Source organism: Allolucifera butyrica, assembly GCF_900476375.1.
GTDB classification, from domain to species: domain Bacteria; phylum Bacillota; class Negativicutes; order Sporomusales; family UPPP01; genus Lucifera; species Lucifera butyrica.
Map to the genome: position 1 here is coordinate 91,743 of NZ_UPPP01000051.1, position 16,941 is coordinate 108,683.

The 16,941-nt window shown below is 45.0% G+C and carries 18 protein-coding genes; 14 read left to right on the forward strand and 4 right to left on the reverse strand.

All coding sequences use genetic code 11. From position 1 onward, the window contains the following. The first annotated feature begins 364 nt into the window (after positions 1-364). The 4 genes from LUCIF_RS00735 (at position 365) to LUCIF_RS00750 (ending at position 3,821) form a co-directional block, all read left to right on the forward strand. Complete coding sequence (locus LUCIF_RS00735; RefSeq protein ID WP_122625954.1) at positions 365-1,534, forward strand: iron-containing alcohol dehydrogenase; 1,170 nt, start codon at positions 365-367, stop codon at positions 1,532-1,534. Between the two features lie 116 nt (positions 1,535-1,650). After that, positions 1,651-2,634 carry an aldo/keto reductase gene (locus tag LUCIF_RS00740; protein ID WP_122625955.1) on the forward strand — a complete coding sequence of 328 codons (984 nt, stop codon included), beginning with the start codon at positions 1,651-1,653 and terminating at the stop codon, positions 2,632-2,634. 55 nt (positions 2,635-2,689) lie between these two features. Next, positions 2,690-3,322, forward strand: a complete 633-nt coding sequence (locus LUCIF_RS00745; RefSeq protein ID WP_122625956.1) for a flavodoxin family protein — start codon at positions 2,690-2,692, stop codon at positions 3,320-3,322. Positions 3,323-3,434: 112 nt separating this feature from the next. Next, complete coding sequence (locus LUCIF_RS00750) at positions 3,435-3,821, forward strand: MerR family transcriptional regulator (RefSeq protein WP_122625957.1); 387 nt, start codon at positions 3,435-3,437, stop codon at positions 3,819-3,821. A 150-nt stretch (positions 3,822-3,971) separates the two neighbouring features. Here LUCIF_RS00750 and LUCIF_RS00755 read toward each other — a convergent pair whose 3' ends face one another. The 4 genes from LUCIF_RS00755 to LUCIF_RS00770 form a co-directional block, all read right to left on the reverse strand. Continuing rightward, positions 3,972-4,265: an SDR family oxidoreductase gene (locus LUCIF_RS00755; RefSeq protein WP_243638633.1), complete on the reverse strand. Its 294-nt coding sequence runs from the start codon at positions 4,263-4,265 to the stop codon at positions 3,972-3,974. Positions 4,266-4,311: 46 nt separating this feature from the next. Continuing rightward, entirely contained in the window at positions 4,312-5,472 is a 1,161-nt protein-coding gene (locus tag LUCIF_RS00760; protein ID WP_207856765.1) for a DUF362 domain-containing protein, read from the reverse strand. A 153-nt stretch (positions 5,473-5,625) separates the two neighbouring features. Beyond that, positions 5,626-6,369 carry a twin-arginine translocase subunit TatC gene (gene tatC, locus LUCIF_RS00765; RefSeq protein ID WP_243638625.1) on the reverse strand — a complete coding sequence of 248 codons (744 nt, stop codon included), beginning with the start codon at positions 6,367-6,369 and terminating at the stop codon, positions 5,626-5,628. Positions 6,370-6,377: 8 nt separating this feature from the next. After that, entirely contained in the window at positions 6,378-6,575 is a 198-nt protein-coding gene (locus tag LUCIF_RS00770) for a twin-arginine translocase TatA/TatE family subunit (protein WP_122625960.1), read from the reverse strand. A 413-nt stretch (positions 6,576-6,988) separates the two neighbouring features. On the opposite strand from LUCIF_RS00770, the gene LUCIF_RS00775 reads away from it, so the two are divergent. The 10 genes from LUCIF_RS00775 (at position 6,989) to LUCIF_RS00815 (ending at position 16,841) form a co-directional block, all read left to right on the forward strand. After that, positions 6,989-7,939, forward strand: coding sequence for a DUF362 domain-containing protein (locus LUCIF_RS00775; RefSeq protein WP_122626005.1), 951 nt, complete (start codon positions 6,989-6,991; stop codon positions 7,937-7,939). Positions 7,940-7,945: 6 nt separating this feature from the next. Next, positions 7,946-9,307, forward strand: a complete 1,362-nt coding sequence (locus tag LUCIF_RS00780; RefSeq protein WP_122625961.1) for a 4Fe-4S binding protein — start codon at positions 7,946-7,948, stop codon at positions 9,305-9,307. Positions 9,308-9,481: 174 nt separating this feature from the next. Continuing rightward, positions 9,482-9,946 (forward strand): aldo/keto reductase, encoded by a 465-nt coding sequence (locus tag LUCIF_RS26410; RefSeq protein ID WP_207856767.1) that lies wholly within the window; start codon positions 9,482-9,484, stop codon positions 9,944-9,946. A gap of 76 nt (positions 9,947-10,022) precedes the next feature. Next, positions 10,023-10,631, forward strand: coding sequence for a 4Fe-4S dicluster domain-containing protein (locus LUCIF_RS26415; RefSeq protein WP_207856770.1), 609 nt, complete (start codon positions 10,023-10,025; stop codon positions 10,629-10,631). A gap of 46 nt (positions 10,632-10,677) precedes the next feature. Further along, the gene (locus tag LUCIF_RS00790; RefSeq protein ID WP_122625962.1) at positions 10,678-11,211 is read left to right on the forward strand and encodes a flavodoxin; all 534 of its coding nucleotides are present in this window, start codon (positions 10,678-10,680) and stop codon (positions 11,209-11,211) included. Positions 11,212-11,237: 26 nt separating this feature from the next. Further along, positions 11,238-11,615 (forward strand): MerR family transcriptional regulator, encoded by a 378-nt coding sequence (locus LUCIF_RS00795; protein WP_122625963.1) that lies wholly within the window; start codon positions 11,238-11,240, stop codon positions 11,613-11,615. Between the two features lie 274 nt (positions 11,616-11,889). Then, positions 11,890-12,840 (forward strand): DUF362 domain-containing protein, encoded by a 951-nt coding sequence (locus LUCIF_RS00800; protein WP_122625964.1) that lies wholly within the window; start codon positions 11,890-11,892, stop codon positions 12,838-12,840. Between the two features lie 4 nt (positions 12,841-12,844). Then, complete coding sequence (locus LUCIF_RS00805; protein ID WP_122625965.1) at positions 12,845-14,197, forward strand: 4Fe-4S binding protein; 1,353 nt, start codon at positions 12,845-12,847, stop codon at positions 14,195-14,197. A gap of 309 nt (positions 14,198-14,506) precedes the next feature. After that, positions 14,507-15,526 (forward strand): uroporphyrinogen decarboxylase family protein, encoded by a 1,020-nt coding sequence (locus LUCIF_RS00810; protein WP_207856771.1) that lies wholly within the window; start codon positions 14,507-14,509, stop codon positions 15,524-15,526. Positions 15,527-15,560: 34 nt separating this feature from the next. Continuing rightward, positions 15,561-16,841 carry a hypothetical protein gene (locus LUCIF_RS00815; protein WP_122625966.1) on the forward strand — a complete coding sequence of 427 codons (1,281 nt, stop codon included), beginning with the start codon at positions 15,561-15,563 and terminating at the stop codon, positions 16,839-16,841. The last annotated feature ends 100 nt before the right edge of the window (positions 16,842-16,941 follow it).

The following is a 16,941-nucleotide window of genomic DNA, read 5'->3' on the forward strand; positions in this document are numbered from 1 at the left end:
AAGTACTTGACTTGGAGTTAACTCCGGGTATTAGACTAATTTTCAAGGAGGTAAAACACTGCGGAAGTAAATGAGCAATTAATAAGTTGAACATGGATATGACTCCAGCGTGGGAATTTCTTTATTTTCTATTATTCCTGTACCCGTAACGGACCGTACAGAAACGTTGCTGGGCCTGACAAGATTGTCAATTTCACATAACGATCCGGAAATCGTGAAATGGCTTTGTTTCGTAAAATTGATATTTAATAGATAGATGAAAAGGTGGTTTAGAGGTCTCAGCGATTATGGCTGAATCTAAAAAGGAAAGCTAAGTTAAAGTTCAATGCAGAATCGAAATAGATCGAAGGAGATGTTTGAAACTATGAGTTTTACGATGTATGTTCCTACGAAAATTTTATTTGGTGCAGGAATGCTCGATGAGCTCCACAAACAGGAACTGCCGGGTAAAAAGGCGATGATCGTTATTTCCAACGGTAAGTCAACAAGAGCCAACGGCTATTTGACGCGAACGGAGGAACAGCTCCGCCTGGCTGGCGTGAAATTTGTTGTGTTTGACAAGGTACAGCCGAACCCGGTGAAGGACCAGGTGATGGAAGGTGCTGCTTTTGCCAAAGAAAATGGCTGTGATTTCGTAGTGGCTCTTGGTGGCGGCAGCTGCATCGATTCGGCCAAGGCAATTGCTATTATGGCAGTAAACGACGGCGATCTTTGGGATTATGTCGCCAGTGGCACCGGCAAGAAAAAACCGATTGCCAATGAGCCGCTGTCGATTGTCGCCATCAGCACAACAGCGGGAACAGGTTCCGAGGCAGATGCGGGCTGCGTAGTTACGAATCCAGAAACAAACGAGAAGCTCGGCATCAAGACGCCGGTTCTTTTCCCGAAGCTTTGCATCGAAGATACGGAGCTTATGAAGAGCGTGCCGCCGACGTTTACGGCTTATCAGGGGTTTGACGCGCTGAGCCATAGTTTGGAAGGCTATGTTTCCAAATTTGCCAACCTCATGAGCGATATGTATGCCATCACAGCGATTGAAAATGTTGGACGTTATTTAGCTCGCGCAGTTAAGGACGGCAGCGATATGGAAGCTAGAGAACATGTGGCTTTCGGCAACATTCTGTCCGGTACGGTCATGTGCGTCGGCACAACCTCCAGTCAGCATTCTCTGGAGCATGCTTTATCGGCTTATCATGAAAATCTACCGCATGGCGCCGGCCTCATCATGCTCAGCCGGGCCTATTTCACGAACCTCATCGAATATCATGTATGCGACGACCGCTTCATTCGCATGGCTAAAGCCATGGGCATGGAGGAGGCCAAGAATCCAATGGATTTCATCACAATGCTGGAAAAGTTTTTGCAGGACTGCGGCGTAGCTGATTTAAAGATGAGTGATTATGGCATTACGCCGGATGAATTTCCGAAGATGGCCGATAATGCGATGGGTCCGATGGGAGGGCTTTTCGCCTGCGACCGTGTACAGTTGACAAAAAAAGACTGCATCGCAATCTATGAGAAATCGTATAAATAACGGATAGGAGGAGAAAAATGAGGAAGCTCTTTATCCTGGCGCTGTCCAGCCTTATTGTAAATATCGGCATATAAGAAATATCCCCCAAATTATAACCGAAAGAAAGCGGTGAAAAAATGGAAAAACATATTTTAGGCAAAAGCGGTTTAGCGGTTTCATCAATTGGGCTAGGTTGTATGGGCATGAGCCACGGCTATGGTCCGGCCTCGGACAAAAAAGAAGCAATTGCAGTCATTCATAGGGCTATTGATTTGGGCGTAACCTTTTTTGATACGGCAGAGATTTATGATGACAATGAACTCTTAGTAGGGGAAGCTTTGGCTTCCTATCACGATAAGGTAGTCATTGCAACGAAATGCGGTATTAAAAACGTCAATGGGAAACAGGTGGTGGACGGACGCCCCGAAGAAATCCTCAAATCGGCAGAGAAATCCCTGAAGCACCTGGGGATTGATACAATCGATCTTTATTATCTGCACCGGGTGGATACAAACGTTCCAATCGAGGAAGTGGCGGGAACCATGAAGGATTTGATGCAGCAAGGAAAAATTCGTCATTGGGGACTTTCGGAGGCCGGAGTGCAGACCATTCGCCGTGCCCATGCAGTCTGTCCTGTGACGGCGATTCAAAGTGAATATTCTATGATGTGGCGCCAGCCGGAGGAAGAATTGCTGCCTGCACTGGAAGAGCTGGAAATCGGCTTTGTTCCGTTCAGCCCATTAGGAAAGGGATTCCTGACAGGCGCCATTCAAAAGGATGCGAGCTTCGACAATTTAGATTTTCGCCGCATGGTTCCGCGCTTTACGCCGGAAAACATTGCGGCAAACCAAGAACTTGTAAACCTCGTAGAAGATGTGGCTGCCGTTAAAAACGCAACGCCGGCGCAGATTGCTCTTGCCTGGGTACTCATGCAGAAGCCGTGGATCGTTCCGATTCCGGGAACCCGCAAGATGAAGCGTCTGGAAGAAAATTTAGGAGCGGCCAACGTACATCTGTCTGAGCAGGAACTTACCGCTTTAAATCAAGCCCTTGACAAGATCAAGGTGTCGGGAGACCGTTATCCGGCAGGCTCCGAAGCTGCCAAGCGGGTGGGAAAATAAAAATGTTTACAGTGAATAAAATCATCAACGATTTTTACATGGAGAGTGAGAAACGATGAAAGTATTGTTGGTTAACGGCAGTCCGCATGAAAAGGGCTGCACCTACACGGCGCTTATGGAAGTAGCTGATACTTTGGAAAAGGAAGGTATCGGCACGGATTTCTTTTGGCTTGGCAATAAACCACTGTCTGGCTGTATTGGCTGTAAGACCTGTGTAGAGAAGAAAAAGTGCGTTTTTGACGACAGAGTCAATGAATTTCTTGATATTGCAGCAGAATATGACGGCTTCATTTTTGGAACGCCGGTTCATTGGGCAGCTGCAGGCGGCGCGATTACTTCATTTTTGGACCGCGCATTCTATGCTGATGTATGCGGCGGCAGGAAATCCTTTTATCTAAAACCGGCCGCTGCGGTCATGTCGGCAAGACGGGCCGGAACGACGGCGACGTATGACCAGATGAACAAGTATTTCGGATTAATGCAGATGCCGATAGTATCATCGCAATATTGGAATATGGTGCACGGAGCTAAGCCGGAGGACGTAAAAACGGACTTGGAAGGCTTGCAGATCATGCGCACCCTGGCACGGAATATGGCATTCTTCTTGCAATGCAAGGAAGCTGGTCTAAAAAACGGTGTATCACTGCCGGAACAAGAAAGCGGTATTTTTACAAATTTTATTCGTTGAAGGAGAAACTTTATGAAATTGAAATATCCACTGGAGTACGAAATGGGAAGAAATATTTGACTTAAAGTTAACTCCAAATGTTATAATAGCGGGTAATAGGAGGTGAAACTGCATGACAATTGCTGAAGTATGTGAAAAATATGATCTTTCCCAGGATACGCTCCGCTATTATGAACGCATTGGCCTGATTCCCCGTGTGAACCGCAATAAAAGCGGTATTCGGGATTATACGGAAGAAGACTGCCGGTGGGTCGAATTTATCAAATGTATGCGAAGTGCAGGTCTTCCGATTGAAGTATTGATTGAGTATGTTACTTTGTTTCAACAGGGCGAGGAAACCGCGCAGGTTAGAAAAGAGCTGCTCATTGAGCAGCGCAAGCAACTTATGATACGCATGAAAGATATGCAAAAAACGCTGGAACGCCTAAATGATAAAATAACAAGGTATGAACAAGCCGTAGTTGGCGCAGAAAAGGCGCTGAAAAGGCCAGAAGACTAGCGTTTTTAAAGGGGCGCAACATGATTTCAGCCTGAAGTGATGCAAGTGGTAATTGAGTTTTTTAATAAGCATTTAAAATAATATAGAGAAATAAAACGGGAAGTTAGGGCTTATTGGCCTTAACTTCCCGTTTTGACATAATACGCGCGCTCACGGTTTCGTCGGAGCGAGTTCACCATACCAGTATGCGGCCGTGACGCCGCCATCCATGAGAAAGTCACTGCCGGTGATAAATGCGCCGTCCTGGCCCATAAGGAGTGCCCCGACGCTTCCTACCTCGTCGGGCGAGCCAGCACGGCCGACCGGACACAACTCGATCATGTGCCGATATCCTTCGCCGCGCGGACCGGTCAATTCATCCTTGGCGAGCGGGGTTATAACGATGCCGGGACTGATTGCGTTGATTCGAGCGCCGCGCTTATCCCACCGCACCGCCTCGGCCATCACCCGTAACACGTTTCCGCGTTTTGTTATATTTTTTCCGCAGTCACTACAGGGTGACTAATTCGTAATCACGACTGCCCATGCCGATTTCTTCCCCGTGACGCATCTGGACCGTACCGTCGATATGGGAGCGCAGACCGTGGAATTTATCCGCGCCGGCCTCATGATTGCATGAAAGAAGGGTGTGAGCGAACCCAAGTTGTTTGTTCACCAGATCATAGCTTGCCTGATCGATAGCCACGGGATCTGTGGACGCCAGGAAGCCGATATCGGGAACGATCGGAGCGTCGCTCCACGACGCACAATCACAATCCGGCGTGATATTCAAAAGAAAGTTTATATACCCGATCCGGTTCTCGTGGGCCTTGGCAAAGCCGTATCCATATTCGGTCATCCGTTCAAGAAATGCCGTCAGATCGGTCGCCCAGTCCATACCAGCGGCCTTGACAGGGCAAACCGTTAAACATTCACCGCAGCCAATGCATTTATCAACAGCGACACTCGCCTTCTTATTGCTCACCGTAATCGCCCGTTCCGGACAAACCGCGCTGCACTTTCCACAGCCAACGCATTTATCCTGATCGACTACAATTTTGAGTGCATGCTGATCTTTTTTACCAATCGCCGGCGCTCCGCCCATGGCGAGGTTTTTGATCGCCCCGCCGAAGCCAGCCATCTCGTGTCCCTTAAAGTGGGACAAGACAATTGCGCTGTCGGCGCTGACAATGTCTGTAGCCAGTTTTACCTTGTTAAAGTGTTTTTTATTAATCTGTACTTCAGTAACATTTTCACTGCGCAATCCATCGGCTATGATGAGCGGTGCCCCGGTAACCGTGTAATCGAAGCCATGTTCCAGTGCGGTCAAAAGATGATCGACCGCGTTGTGCCGGCTGCCTGAATAGAGCGTGTTGGTATCAGTCAAAAACGGGTTGGCACCCTTTTCCTTTATCTTATCCACCACCTGGCGCACAAAAACAGGACTAATAAAGCCATCGCTCCCCCGTTCGCCGAAGGTCAGCTTGATAGCGGTGAGGTCACCCGGTTGAATCAGTTCGTTGAACCCGGCACGGTCAAACAAGTTCCTTATTTTACTGATTTTATTACTTTTGTCTGTTCTGGCTCTCAAATTTGCAAAATATACTTTGCTGGACATGTTTTCTTTCCCCTTTCTAATTGTTTCACATTTTATGCTACAACTTTGAGTCAACTCAAAGTCAATAGGTTTTATAAATATTTTTTTGCCAAAATTCAGCCCAATAATTCAGATAAATCTCTATTCGTTTTTATTTTCTACAGCATCGCGTGCATTTGACTTAAGCGATTTTGTTTGATTAAAAAGATACATATTTTCCAATGTATGTTATTTCCGCAGTAAATACTTTACCATGAGGATGCTGATTTCATATAAAAGAATCATCGGGACTGCAATCATTGTCTGCGAAAATACATCAGGTGTCGGTGATATGAAGGCGCCAACCACAAAAGCCAGCACCAAAACCACTTTGCGCTTTCTACTTAAAAAAGCAGAATTGATAATTCCCATTTTTGCCAGTACCAGAATAAACAAAGGCAACTCAAAAATAAAACCAAACGGCAGCAGAAAAGAAATAACAAAAGACAGATACTCACCTAATGAAAACATAGGTTGCAGACTTTCCGTAGCAAAACTCAAGAAGAACCGTATGCCAGCCGGCAAAACAAAAAAATAAGAAAAAAGAATGCCGACAAAAAATAAAACTACGGATGATGGTGTCAAAAGGAAGGATAAGGACCGCTCAGTCTTCGTTAGTGCCGGTACGACAAAAGCCCAAAGCTGATAAAGTACAACAGGCAGTGCGGCCAGAAAACCGGTGAAGAATGAAACCTTGAGATAAGTAAAAAAAACTTCTGCCGGATTTATAAAATACAGTTTTCCGGCAGGAGCAGCAATAATCTTTACCAAATTTTCGGCACAAAAATAACTGACCGTACTGGTGAGGGTAACGGCAATCAAACAAATAATAATCCGCCGTCGAAGCTCCTGCAAATGATCTACCAGAGACATTGCGCCCACAGAGAGCAAAGTATCGTGGGGTTCTTGGGTCGGCTGAGATGGTGTGGTCACCAAATGCCTCATTTTTTTTCTTCTGCTTTTACTTCGTTATTTAATTCCTGGGGCTCTTCTTTCGCATTTTCCCCGCTGGTAGCTTTGCGAAATTCCTGAATACCTTTCCCCAGCGCCTTGCCAACCTCCGGAAGTTTTCCTGGCCCAAAAACCACTAAAGCAATGACCAAGATTAATATTAATTCCGTCATGCCAATATTAAACATACCCACATCACCTTCATTAAGTATTCACATGAGTTTATTTTTTTCCGATTTATTACTCTAATTTGATCTTGCTCAAATTAGAGTACATGCTTCCTTTCCCCTTTCTAGTACAAATTAAAGTATTGTTTTACAATTATGCTACAACCTTGAGTTAACTCAAAGTCAATAGGTTTTATAAATTATTTTTTTACCCTATGGCATTTTGGGGAGTGCAGCTTAACTGCACTCCCCAAAATGCTTGACTTGGAGTTAACTCCGAGTGTTAGACTCAATTTTAAGGATGTAAAAAAGGATGTAAAAATGATGATTAACACAAAAAAATACTTGACATGGAGTTAACTTCAAGTAGTAGTCTCAATTTCAAGAAGGTAAAAATGACGATTGCATAAGTAAATTTAAAGGAGGAACATGGAATGAATCGCCGGGATTTTATTAAAACTGCTGCATCCGCAGGCCTGGCTTCGGTAATTTTGCCTGGTTGCTTTTCCCAGTCTGGTAGCCCGGTTTTACCGGATCAAAGTCAGAAGAACAGCCATCAAGGGAGTCAGCGGCCTGAAGTGGCATCGCCCGCCCGTTCAAGACTGGCTATAGCGGAAGGAACGGACCCGGAAACTTTAATAGAAAAGGGTCTTGGGGCAATGGGAGGAATAGGGCAGTTTGTCAAGGCAGGGAATATTGTTGTTATCAAGCCCAATTTTAGTAATACCCGGGGACCGGAGGCTGCGGTAACTACTAACCCAATCCTGGTGGGAGCTTTGGTTCGGCAGTGCGTTCAAGCTGGGGCGAAAGAGGTCCGGGTGATTGATCACACATTCTATTCCGGTGAAATGTGCCTGGAAGCGAGCGGTATCCGTACGGCAGTAGCCGGCGCCGGCGGGCGGGCTTATACCATTAATTCACGTAACGATTATAATGCTGTAAACATAAACGGTGAAATATTAAAACAAGCTGATTATTCCAAGGATGTTTTGGAAGCAGATGTCTTTATCAATATGCCAATCTTAAAACAATGTGATGCTACAGAAATATCGGCGGGACTGAAAAACTTGATGGGTGTGGTTTGGGATAGGGGCTTTTTCCATCGGACCGATTTACATCAGACCATTGCGGAATTAGCTGCGTATAAGAAACCGACGCTGACAATTCTGGACGCTATCAAAGGGATTATCGCCAATGGCCCTTCCGGGCCGGGTCCAATCAAGGAATGGAAGCAAGTTGTATTGGGAACGGATATGTTGGCAGTCGATGCATACGGTGCTGGTTTGCTGAATTTTAAACCGGCGGATGTCAGACATTTAGCCATTGCGGCTAAGCTAAGGGTAGGCAACCCGGACTGGCAAAGCCTTGAAATAGTGAGGGTCTAGGGGGTAATGCGGGGTAAAGAGTTTGTCAATCGACAATTGCAGTTTTGGCGCGTTGCCATTCCCACTATGATATTTGTCCTCTGTGTTTACGCCGTGGACGAGATGCGGTATCCGCTTGGCCGGGGTGCCGACATGGTATGGTGGCTTTCACGGATGGATCCCCTCCTGCTCATTGCTCATATGCGTTCCGCTTTGGCAATACCCGGTTGGATCTGGCTTCCTATCCTGGTAATCTTATTAACGGCGTTTATAGGACGAGTCTTTTGCGGTTGGTTTTGCCCATTGGGAGGATTGCTGAACTTCGTGTACTATACTAGACGCCTATTTTCCCAGGGCCGCCTGGCAAAAGGAACAGACACGAAATGGTTCTCATTTCTCAAACTGGCAAAATATTGGTGGCTGGCACTTATCGTAGTATTCGCCAGTGCAGGAGCAGGTATCGTTTCTGTCTTTACGCCGTTGACTTTGTTTAGCCATGAAATAACCAGATTGTATCTGGAAAAATTTCCGTGGCTGTTGGCTGCGGCAATACTGTCGGGATATATTTTTTTTCCGAGATTCTGGTGTACCTGCGTTTGTCCCACCGGGATATTTTTTACGCTGGTGGCCGGTTGGCGCCGGGTAAAAGTACAGGCAACGGATGAGTGTGTGAATTGTGAGTATTGCAAGAGTGTTTGTCCGGTTAACGCGGTTGACACCGGTCCGGAAGGGAGCGGCGACGAATGTTTGGTGTGTGGACGTTGCTGGTCCGCTTGTTCTCGGCAGGCAATTAGCTGGACTGGCCGGAGACACCCGCCGGCGTCAGGCGGTATGCGGACACGGCGCAATTTTTTAAAGCTTGGTGCCGCTATTGCAGCCGGTAGCCTGATTAATTTTTCAGCACACAGATTATTTGCCGGCTCCAGTGCTTTACCAGGCTTAAGACCACCCGGAGCAATACCTGAGGGCGATTTTTTGGCAATCTGCAACCGCTGCGGCCGCTGTGTAAAGGTTTGTCCTACGGGTGGACTTGTGCCAATGCCTTTTTCCAGCGGGATTATGACGTACGAGACACCGGAACTGATTCCCCGTAAGGGTTGGTGTGAATTATGTATGCTATGTTCCAAGGTTTGCCCAACGGGCGCAATCCGGCCGGTAAAAATGGAAGAAGTAAAAATCGGCGTTGCCAGACTGAATGAGCTAAGTTGTTTGGCTTGGACCCAGGGGAAAGCATGCCTGATATGTAAGGAGCGATGTCCGGCAAATGCTATAACAATCGACGCTAACAAGCGTCCGTATATAAATTCGCGAAACTGTATCGGGTGTGGTGCTTGCGAGAATGCTTGCCCGGTGGCGGAAGCGGCAGTGAAGGTTGTTCCATGCCAATAAGAAGTGCGAATATATTTGAGATATTTCAGAAGGAAATAATGAATAAGGTGGATATAAGAAAACTGCTGAAAAAACTGAAGAACAAAGAAAATGGATGTCTACGGATTATCTGAAGCGGTAACTTTGACCGAAGATGGACTGAGTGTCGGGCAATTTAGTTAAGGAGGCGTGAAAATGGAATACCGGATTTTAGGAAGAACCGGCATCAAAGTAAGTGCCATTGGTATTGGCGGCGAAGGATTTGAAAAAAAAAGCTATGAAGATTGCCAAGCAATTATTGATTGCGCATTCAAAGAGGGCATTAATTTTATTGACATATACAATTCAAATCCGGAAGTTAGAAATAATGTTGGCAAAGCGCTGCGTAAATATCCTAGAAGGAGTTTTGTTATTGAAGGGCATCTATGTTCCACCTGGGATGATGGACAGTACCGGCGAACCAGGAACTTTGATGAAACGGTCAATTCCTTTGAAGACTTGTTAACTAGAATGCAGTTAGACTATGTCGATGTAGGAATGATTCATTATGTTGATGAGCAAAAAGATTTTGATACCATTTTTGCCGGAGAAATAATTAAATATGCCAACGAATTGAAAGAAAAGGGACTTATTAAGGCGATAGGAATATCAAACCCATAATACTGATATTGCGTTTAGAGCAGTAGAAACCGGAATCATTGATGTAATTTTATTTAGTGTCAATGCTGCCTATGATATGTTACCAGCCAGTGAGGATGTAAACATACTATTTGAAGAAAGTACTTTTAAAAGGACCTATGAAGGCATTGATCCCAAACGGGATAAGTTGTATCACACCTGTGTAAATGCGGGTGTCGCGTTAACTGTTATGAAAGGATATGCTGCCGGAGTGCTATTAAGTGACCAGTCTCCTTTTGAAAAAGCACTGAGTCCGGTACAATGCTTACATTACTGTTTAACCAGACCGTCAGTTGCTTCCGTAATGGTTGGCGTGGCCAACCCGCAGCAAATATTTGCCGCAACCGCTTATATTACGGCAAGCAATAAAGAAAAGGATTACAGTGAAGTGCTTGCCGGCGCCCCAAGAAGTTCATTTAGCGGGCATTGTATGTATTGCGGACATTGTGCGCCATGTTCGAAAAAAATTGATATTGCATCAGTAAATAAATATTTAGACTTAGCATTAATTCAAAAAGAGGTTCCTGAAACATTAAAGAATCATTATAGTTTACTGGAGCATTACGCCAGTGAATGCATAGAATGCGGATTATGTATGAAAAACTGTCCCTTTAATGTAGATATTATTAATAAAATGAAACAGGCTGCTGAACTTTTTGGTAAATGAATTTGCAGTTTACAAAATAAAAAAGATTGATTAGGAGGTAAGGAAAATGGCAAACTCAACGAGCCTCATCGCCTATTTTTCACGCAAAGGGAATAATTACGTAGGTGGCAGTATTGTAAAACTGCCAATCGGCAACACCGAAGTCATCGCTGAGAAAATACAAGCGCTGACAGGAAGCGATATGTTCCAAATCGAGACAGAAAAATCCTATCCGGAAGATTATACGGAAACAACCAATATAGCCCAGGAAGAAAAGAAGAAAAATGCCAGACCTAAGCTTACAGCAAGGGTAACTGACCTGGAATCCTATGATGTGATTTATCTTGGATATCCGAATTGGTGGGGCACAATGCCGATGGCGGTATTTACCTTTTTAGAGGCGTATGATTTTTCGGGAAAGACCATTGTTCCATATTGCACACACGAAGGCAGCGGAATGGGAAGCAGTGAGCGCGATATCAAGAAGTTCTGTCCGAATGCCAAGGTACTGCCCGGATTAGCGGTACGAGGCGGTAATGTTGACAGCGCAGATAAAGATCTTGCAAACTGGCTGAAAAAACTTAATTTAAATAACAAATAGAAAAATAGTAAGGGAGGTGAAGCAGCGTGACAATTGCGGAAGTAAGTGGAAAATTTGATATTACCCAGGACACACTCCGCTATTATGAACGCATAGGACTGATTCCTCATGTGAACCGCAATAAAAGCGGAATCAGGAATTATACGGAAGAAGACTGTAATTGGGTTGAATTTATCAAATGTATGCGAAGTGCAGGTCTGCCGATTGAAGTATTGATTGAGTATGTTGGGCTGTTTCAACAGGGTGATGAAACTATTAAGGCAAGAAAAAAACTCTTTATCGAGCAGCGTAAGCAGCTCATAGCAAGAATAGAAAATATGAAAAAGATGTTGGAACGCCTGAATTATAAAATTGCCAGCTATGAACAGGCAGTAGTCAAAAAAGAAAAAGAACTACAAAGATGAAAGGATTAATTCAGTGGCTAAAAGGTAACCATGGAAGTTCGCAAAAAGGTCATTTTAGAATATAAAAACGGAGTAGCTATGGTTTCCTCTCAGCTGAGATGGGATAGTCACACCAACTTTTCTTTGCTCTTGCAATATTGCGTTTTAAAATTTGTGGTGAACGACTGCAAAAGGAATAAAAAAATACTTGACTTGAAGTTAACTGCAGGTGCTAGACTGAGATCGAGGGTAAATTATGGAAGTTTATCATAATGTTGGAAAGGAATGATGAATTATGGATAGACGCCAATTTATCATTGGAGCCGGATGTGGAGTATTATCGTTAGGATTAGCAGGTTGTGGACTGAACTTTTCCGAGAAAGGCGATGATACGAAAAAGGCGCAAAATTCTCAGGGAAATCAAGGAGCCCCTGCGGCAGCAAGTGTATATGACCGTACGAAACTAATTGTATCGCAGGGGAATGATCCTAATTCCCTCATCGAAAAAGGCTTTGCCGCTCTTGGGGGGATCAGCGCCTTGGTTAAAAAAGGGGCTACAGTAGTGCTAAAGCCGAATTTCAGTGTGCCCCGGAAACCGGAAGAAGCCGCAACTACCAATCCGCAATTAGTTGCCGCTGTAGTGAAACAGTGCTTGGCGGCAGGGGCCAAGGAAGTTAAAGTAGTTGATTATCCTTTTCAAAGTCCGCCTGTATGTCTGACTAATAGCGGAATTAAGGCCGCAGTGGAGGCGGCGGGCGGAAAAGCATATGCCATCAATCGGCAAAATTTCTATACACAGGTTGATGCCGGAGGTAAAATCCTGAAAACTGCCTTGTTTTCCAAAGATGTGTTAAATGCCGACGTATTTATTAACTTTCCTATTCTTAAACATCACAGTATGACTCAACTAACGTTAGGTATGAAAAATATGATGGGGCTTGTATGGGACCGCGGCTACTTTCACCGGACGGACCTTACGCAATGTATTGCTGAACTTGCAGCCTTTCGGAAACCTCATCTTACTATCGTCGATGCGACAAGAGGGATTATTGATAATGGCCCTACCGGGCCGGGAACCATCCATGAATGGAATCAGGTAATCTTTGGCGTGGATCCTGTTGCTGTTGACACTTATGCTGCGATCTTATTCGGGCAAAAACCGGCGGATATTGGGTATATAACGACAGCTGCGCAGTTGGGCGTGGGCGAAACGGATCTCTCAAAAATTACTGTGGTGAAGGTGTAATTGAATGAAGAGATCGTTATTACTGCGCTATACGTTGCAGGCTACCTCGTTAGTATCGTTTGTATTGCTCATTGCCAACTTATCATATCCTCTTGGACAAGAAAATGTAGTATTACAAAGGTTTTCGCGGCTTGATCCCTGGCTGCTATTAAGTCAGCTCCGGTGGCAGCAGAAGATTCCTGCCTGGTCATGGCTGCCGCTATTGACGCTGGCATTCACCTTGTTGTGGGGGAGGATATTTTGCGGTTGGCTATGCCCTTTTGGCGCTTTCCTGGCGCTGACGGATCAAATTGGCCGGGCTGTTTTCAAAAATCTGACGCTGGCCAGAACCAAAGTGTTGCCCGCTTTGCAGCCTATGCGGTATTATTGGCTGTTCTTCTTACTGATTGTTTTTGTCCTCGGGTCAAACTGGGTCTTTTTTTTAACCCCTTTTGCTTTGTTTAGCCATGAAATTGTAAGGTTTTTACAGGGGCAAGTTCCCTGGATGCTCGTTGGGATAACAGCCGGTACTCTGTTTCTTTCCCGCCTCTGGTGCAGTGTGTTCTGTCCCACGGGCGTTCTCTTGTCATTCGCAGCCCGGTTGCGGTTTTTTCGTTACCGGATTATGGGAAGCTGTGTGCAATGTGAGAAATGCACGGCAGCCTGTTCTGTCGGCACCGCACCATTGAGCACCGGCGTTGCGAAGGAAGGGTGTTTAGCCTGCGGGAATTGCCAAAGGGTTTGTCCCACCAAAGCGATCAAATGGCAGTGGAGCTTTTGGCGGGATAAAAACGATCGTCTTGCTTCGGCTGATGATGTTGCCGCAACAAGGCGTCAAGAGTCGCGGCGACAGTTCTTCAAAGCTGCTTTCACGGTTGCTCTGGCTGCTGCTTTATGGAAAAAGACTGTTTGGGCGGCGGAGAAAGCGTTACGTCCTCCAGGAGCCCTACCGGAACCGGAGTTTACCGCCGTTTGTAACCGGTGCGGAAGGTGTGTTCAGGTATGTCCCAGCAATGCGTTGCATTCAATGCCGATTACTGACGGCCTCGCGAACTTTGAAACACCTTATATCATCCCTCGCATAAAACGTTGTGATTTATGCCTGGCCTGCCAGGAAGTATGTCCGACCGGAGCCATTGCCAAGGTTCCTCTGGAAAAAATCCGGATGGGCAGGGCGGTTATTAATAAGTCTCGTTGTATCGCCTGGTCTGAGGGAAAATCGTGCCTTATTTGCGGTGAACAATGTCCTGTTCTGGCAATTGCTGCGGATGAATATCATCGGCCTAGCGTTCTGACTGACAAGTGTGCGGGATGCGGCTCTTGCGAGAATGCTTGCCCGGTCGATGGCGAGGCTGCTATTCGTGTATTTCCCAGTTAGATTTGATAGGAAGTAATACCAGAGTAGTTTAATCTGGAGTTTAAGACAAAGAAAGATCCTTTCTAGGAACCACCTGATTAGCAGGTGGTTTATTGTTTAAATTCCTGAGAAAGATAGACTTAGTGGATATATTGTAAAATATTAATTTTTATAGGATTATTTTTAATTCTTTGCTTAAAAACCGGTTAGAAATTGAGAAAGTGCAATAAATTGAGAAATATTGATAGAAGGAACTGTACGGTTTCGATATGATAACTGCATAAAACGAGTTTCAAAAACAACGTTTATTTGAAAAGGGAGGAGTCTTCATTGAAACGGAATATGTATCAATGGCTGGAAGAACTGACCCGCTCCAATAGGAAAGCCGCACTGCCCATTATGACTTATCCGGGACTGAATATGATAAACAAGACGGTAATGGATGTAATTACCAACGGGCAGAGTCAATACCTGTGTATTGAAGCGCTAGCGCAAAAGTTTCCGGCAGCCGCAACCGCGGTTATTATGGACTTATCCGTTGAGGCAGAGGCGTTTGGCAGTAAAATCAAATACTCCGAAAATGAAGTGCCGACTGTAATTGGTAAAATAATTGCCGGCACAGACGATGCGGAGAAGCTTAAAGTACCTGACGTAGGGGAAGGCAGGACAACGGTATATTTAAATGCCGCCCGGCTTGCTGCTGAGAACATTAAGGACAGACCTACTTTTGCAGGACATATTGGGCCATTCTCTCTTGCCGGGCGTTTGATGGATATGACGGAAATCATGATTGCGATGATGGAAGAACCGGAGATTGTCCATTTGGTATTGGAAAAATGCACAACATTCTTGATAGAATATTCAAAAGCTTTCAAAGCGGTTGGCGCCAATGGTGTAATCATTGCCGAACCGGCAGCCGGACTTTTGTCGCCCGAAAAGTGTGACGGGTTTTCTTCAAAGTACGTTAAACGAATTGTCGAAGCCGTACAAGACCAGGAATATGTAGTAATTTTACACAATTGCGGTAAAACCGTTAAGCAGGTTGATACAATGATTTCAACCGGCGCCAAGGGACTTCATTTTGGAAACGCCGTAAATATGACGGATATTTTGCCGCAGGTGCCGGATGACCGGGTTGCTTTCGGTAATATTGATCCGTCCGGTGTCTTTCTCAATGGAACTGCGGAAGAGATGAAAACAAAGGTGGATACATTACTGAACGCCATGAACTCATATAAAAATTTTGTTTTATCGTCAGGCTGCGATATTCCCCCCGGCACTCCATTAGATAATATAGATGCTTTTTTTCAAGCGTTAAGTAACTATAATGCGTTACATCAGGGAAATTGAAAGTAAGGAAATCTTATTCAGGGAGTGGTTGACTATGACGATCAGTATAGAAGAAAAAAAGGTGTTGCGGGACCTGGCCAAGCAGGTTAATGAGATTTCCCAGAATCCTGTTTGGGATGAAAAAAGAACTCTATGGAAACAAAAAAATTCATTAAGAAAAGTTAGACCGCTTATTTTATGCACCCTGCCGGAAGAAGCCTGGATGGAAATCATCCCCGAATCTCAATTGCAGGTGAAGGAGCCGTTGTTAAAAACATACGAATGGGAATTGAGAAAGCGGATTTACCGTTGGGAAAAAATCAAGGATGATGAAATAATCAATAATACTGTTTATGTACCGGTTCAAAGAAATTTAACTGACTGGATGGAGGGCCACGTTAGGCCGCATAGCGCATCGGCCAATCAGGCGGCAAAGTTTACTCCCTGTATCAATGAATGGAGCGACTTTAAAAAAATGAAATTTCCCCAAATGGAGGTAGACTGGAAGACTACCGATCAAAACTTTGACCGCGTGCTGGATGTTTTCGGAGATACTCTCCATGTCATTAAGGGGGAACCTTTTTATGCGGCAACGGACCGTGAGGTCATGGGCTGGGGCAACAGTCTTATTGACGTTTTATGCGAATTGCGGGGATTAGAAAATATTTTTTACGATTTTGTAAATGAACCGGAGTTCATTCATGAGGCAATGGAATTCTTAAAACAAGGTACGATGAAATATCTGGACGATTTGGAAAAGAACAATCTCCTAATGCTGAATAATAATGACTTTCTATTTAATTCAAACAGTCCGTGTGGATCCAACGGATTAGGGTGTACCGATGAATTACCGCAAGCGGGGTTTAATCCGGACCACGTTACTACCGGGCATTTGTGGGGATATTTTATGGCGCAGGAGTTAACCAATGTTTCTCCCGCTATGGTGGAAGAATTTATCCTGCCCTACCAAAGGGAGGTCGCACAAAAATTTGGACTGAATTGCTATGGCTGTTGCGAGAAACTTGATAAAAAGTACGATATCATTCTGAAGCATATCCCGAATTTACGGGAAGTGGCGGTAAGCCTGGTATCGGATCTACAAATTGCGGCGGAAAAGCTGAAAGATAAATATGTCTATTCGTGGAGACCCCATCCTACGAGTATGATTTCGCTGTATGATGAAAATTACATAAGAGGTGAAATAGCAAGAGCCTTTGAAATTACCAAGGACTGTCATGTCATCGTATGTCTGAGAGATACCCAAACGCTGCATGGGGAGCCTTACCGGGCTTCAAGGTGGACGGAAATCGCCATGGAACTGGCAAAGAACTTTTAATTTTGGGAACTGAGCGCCTCAATAGCCGCATAAATACAATTAAGGCCACCCGTCAAACGGGTGGTCTTTTGGATTGAGCCTTATTTGCATAGTACTAGCT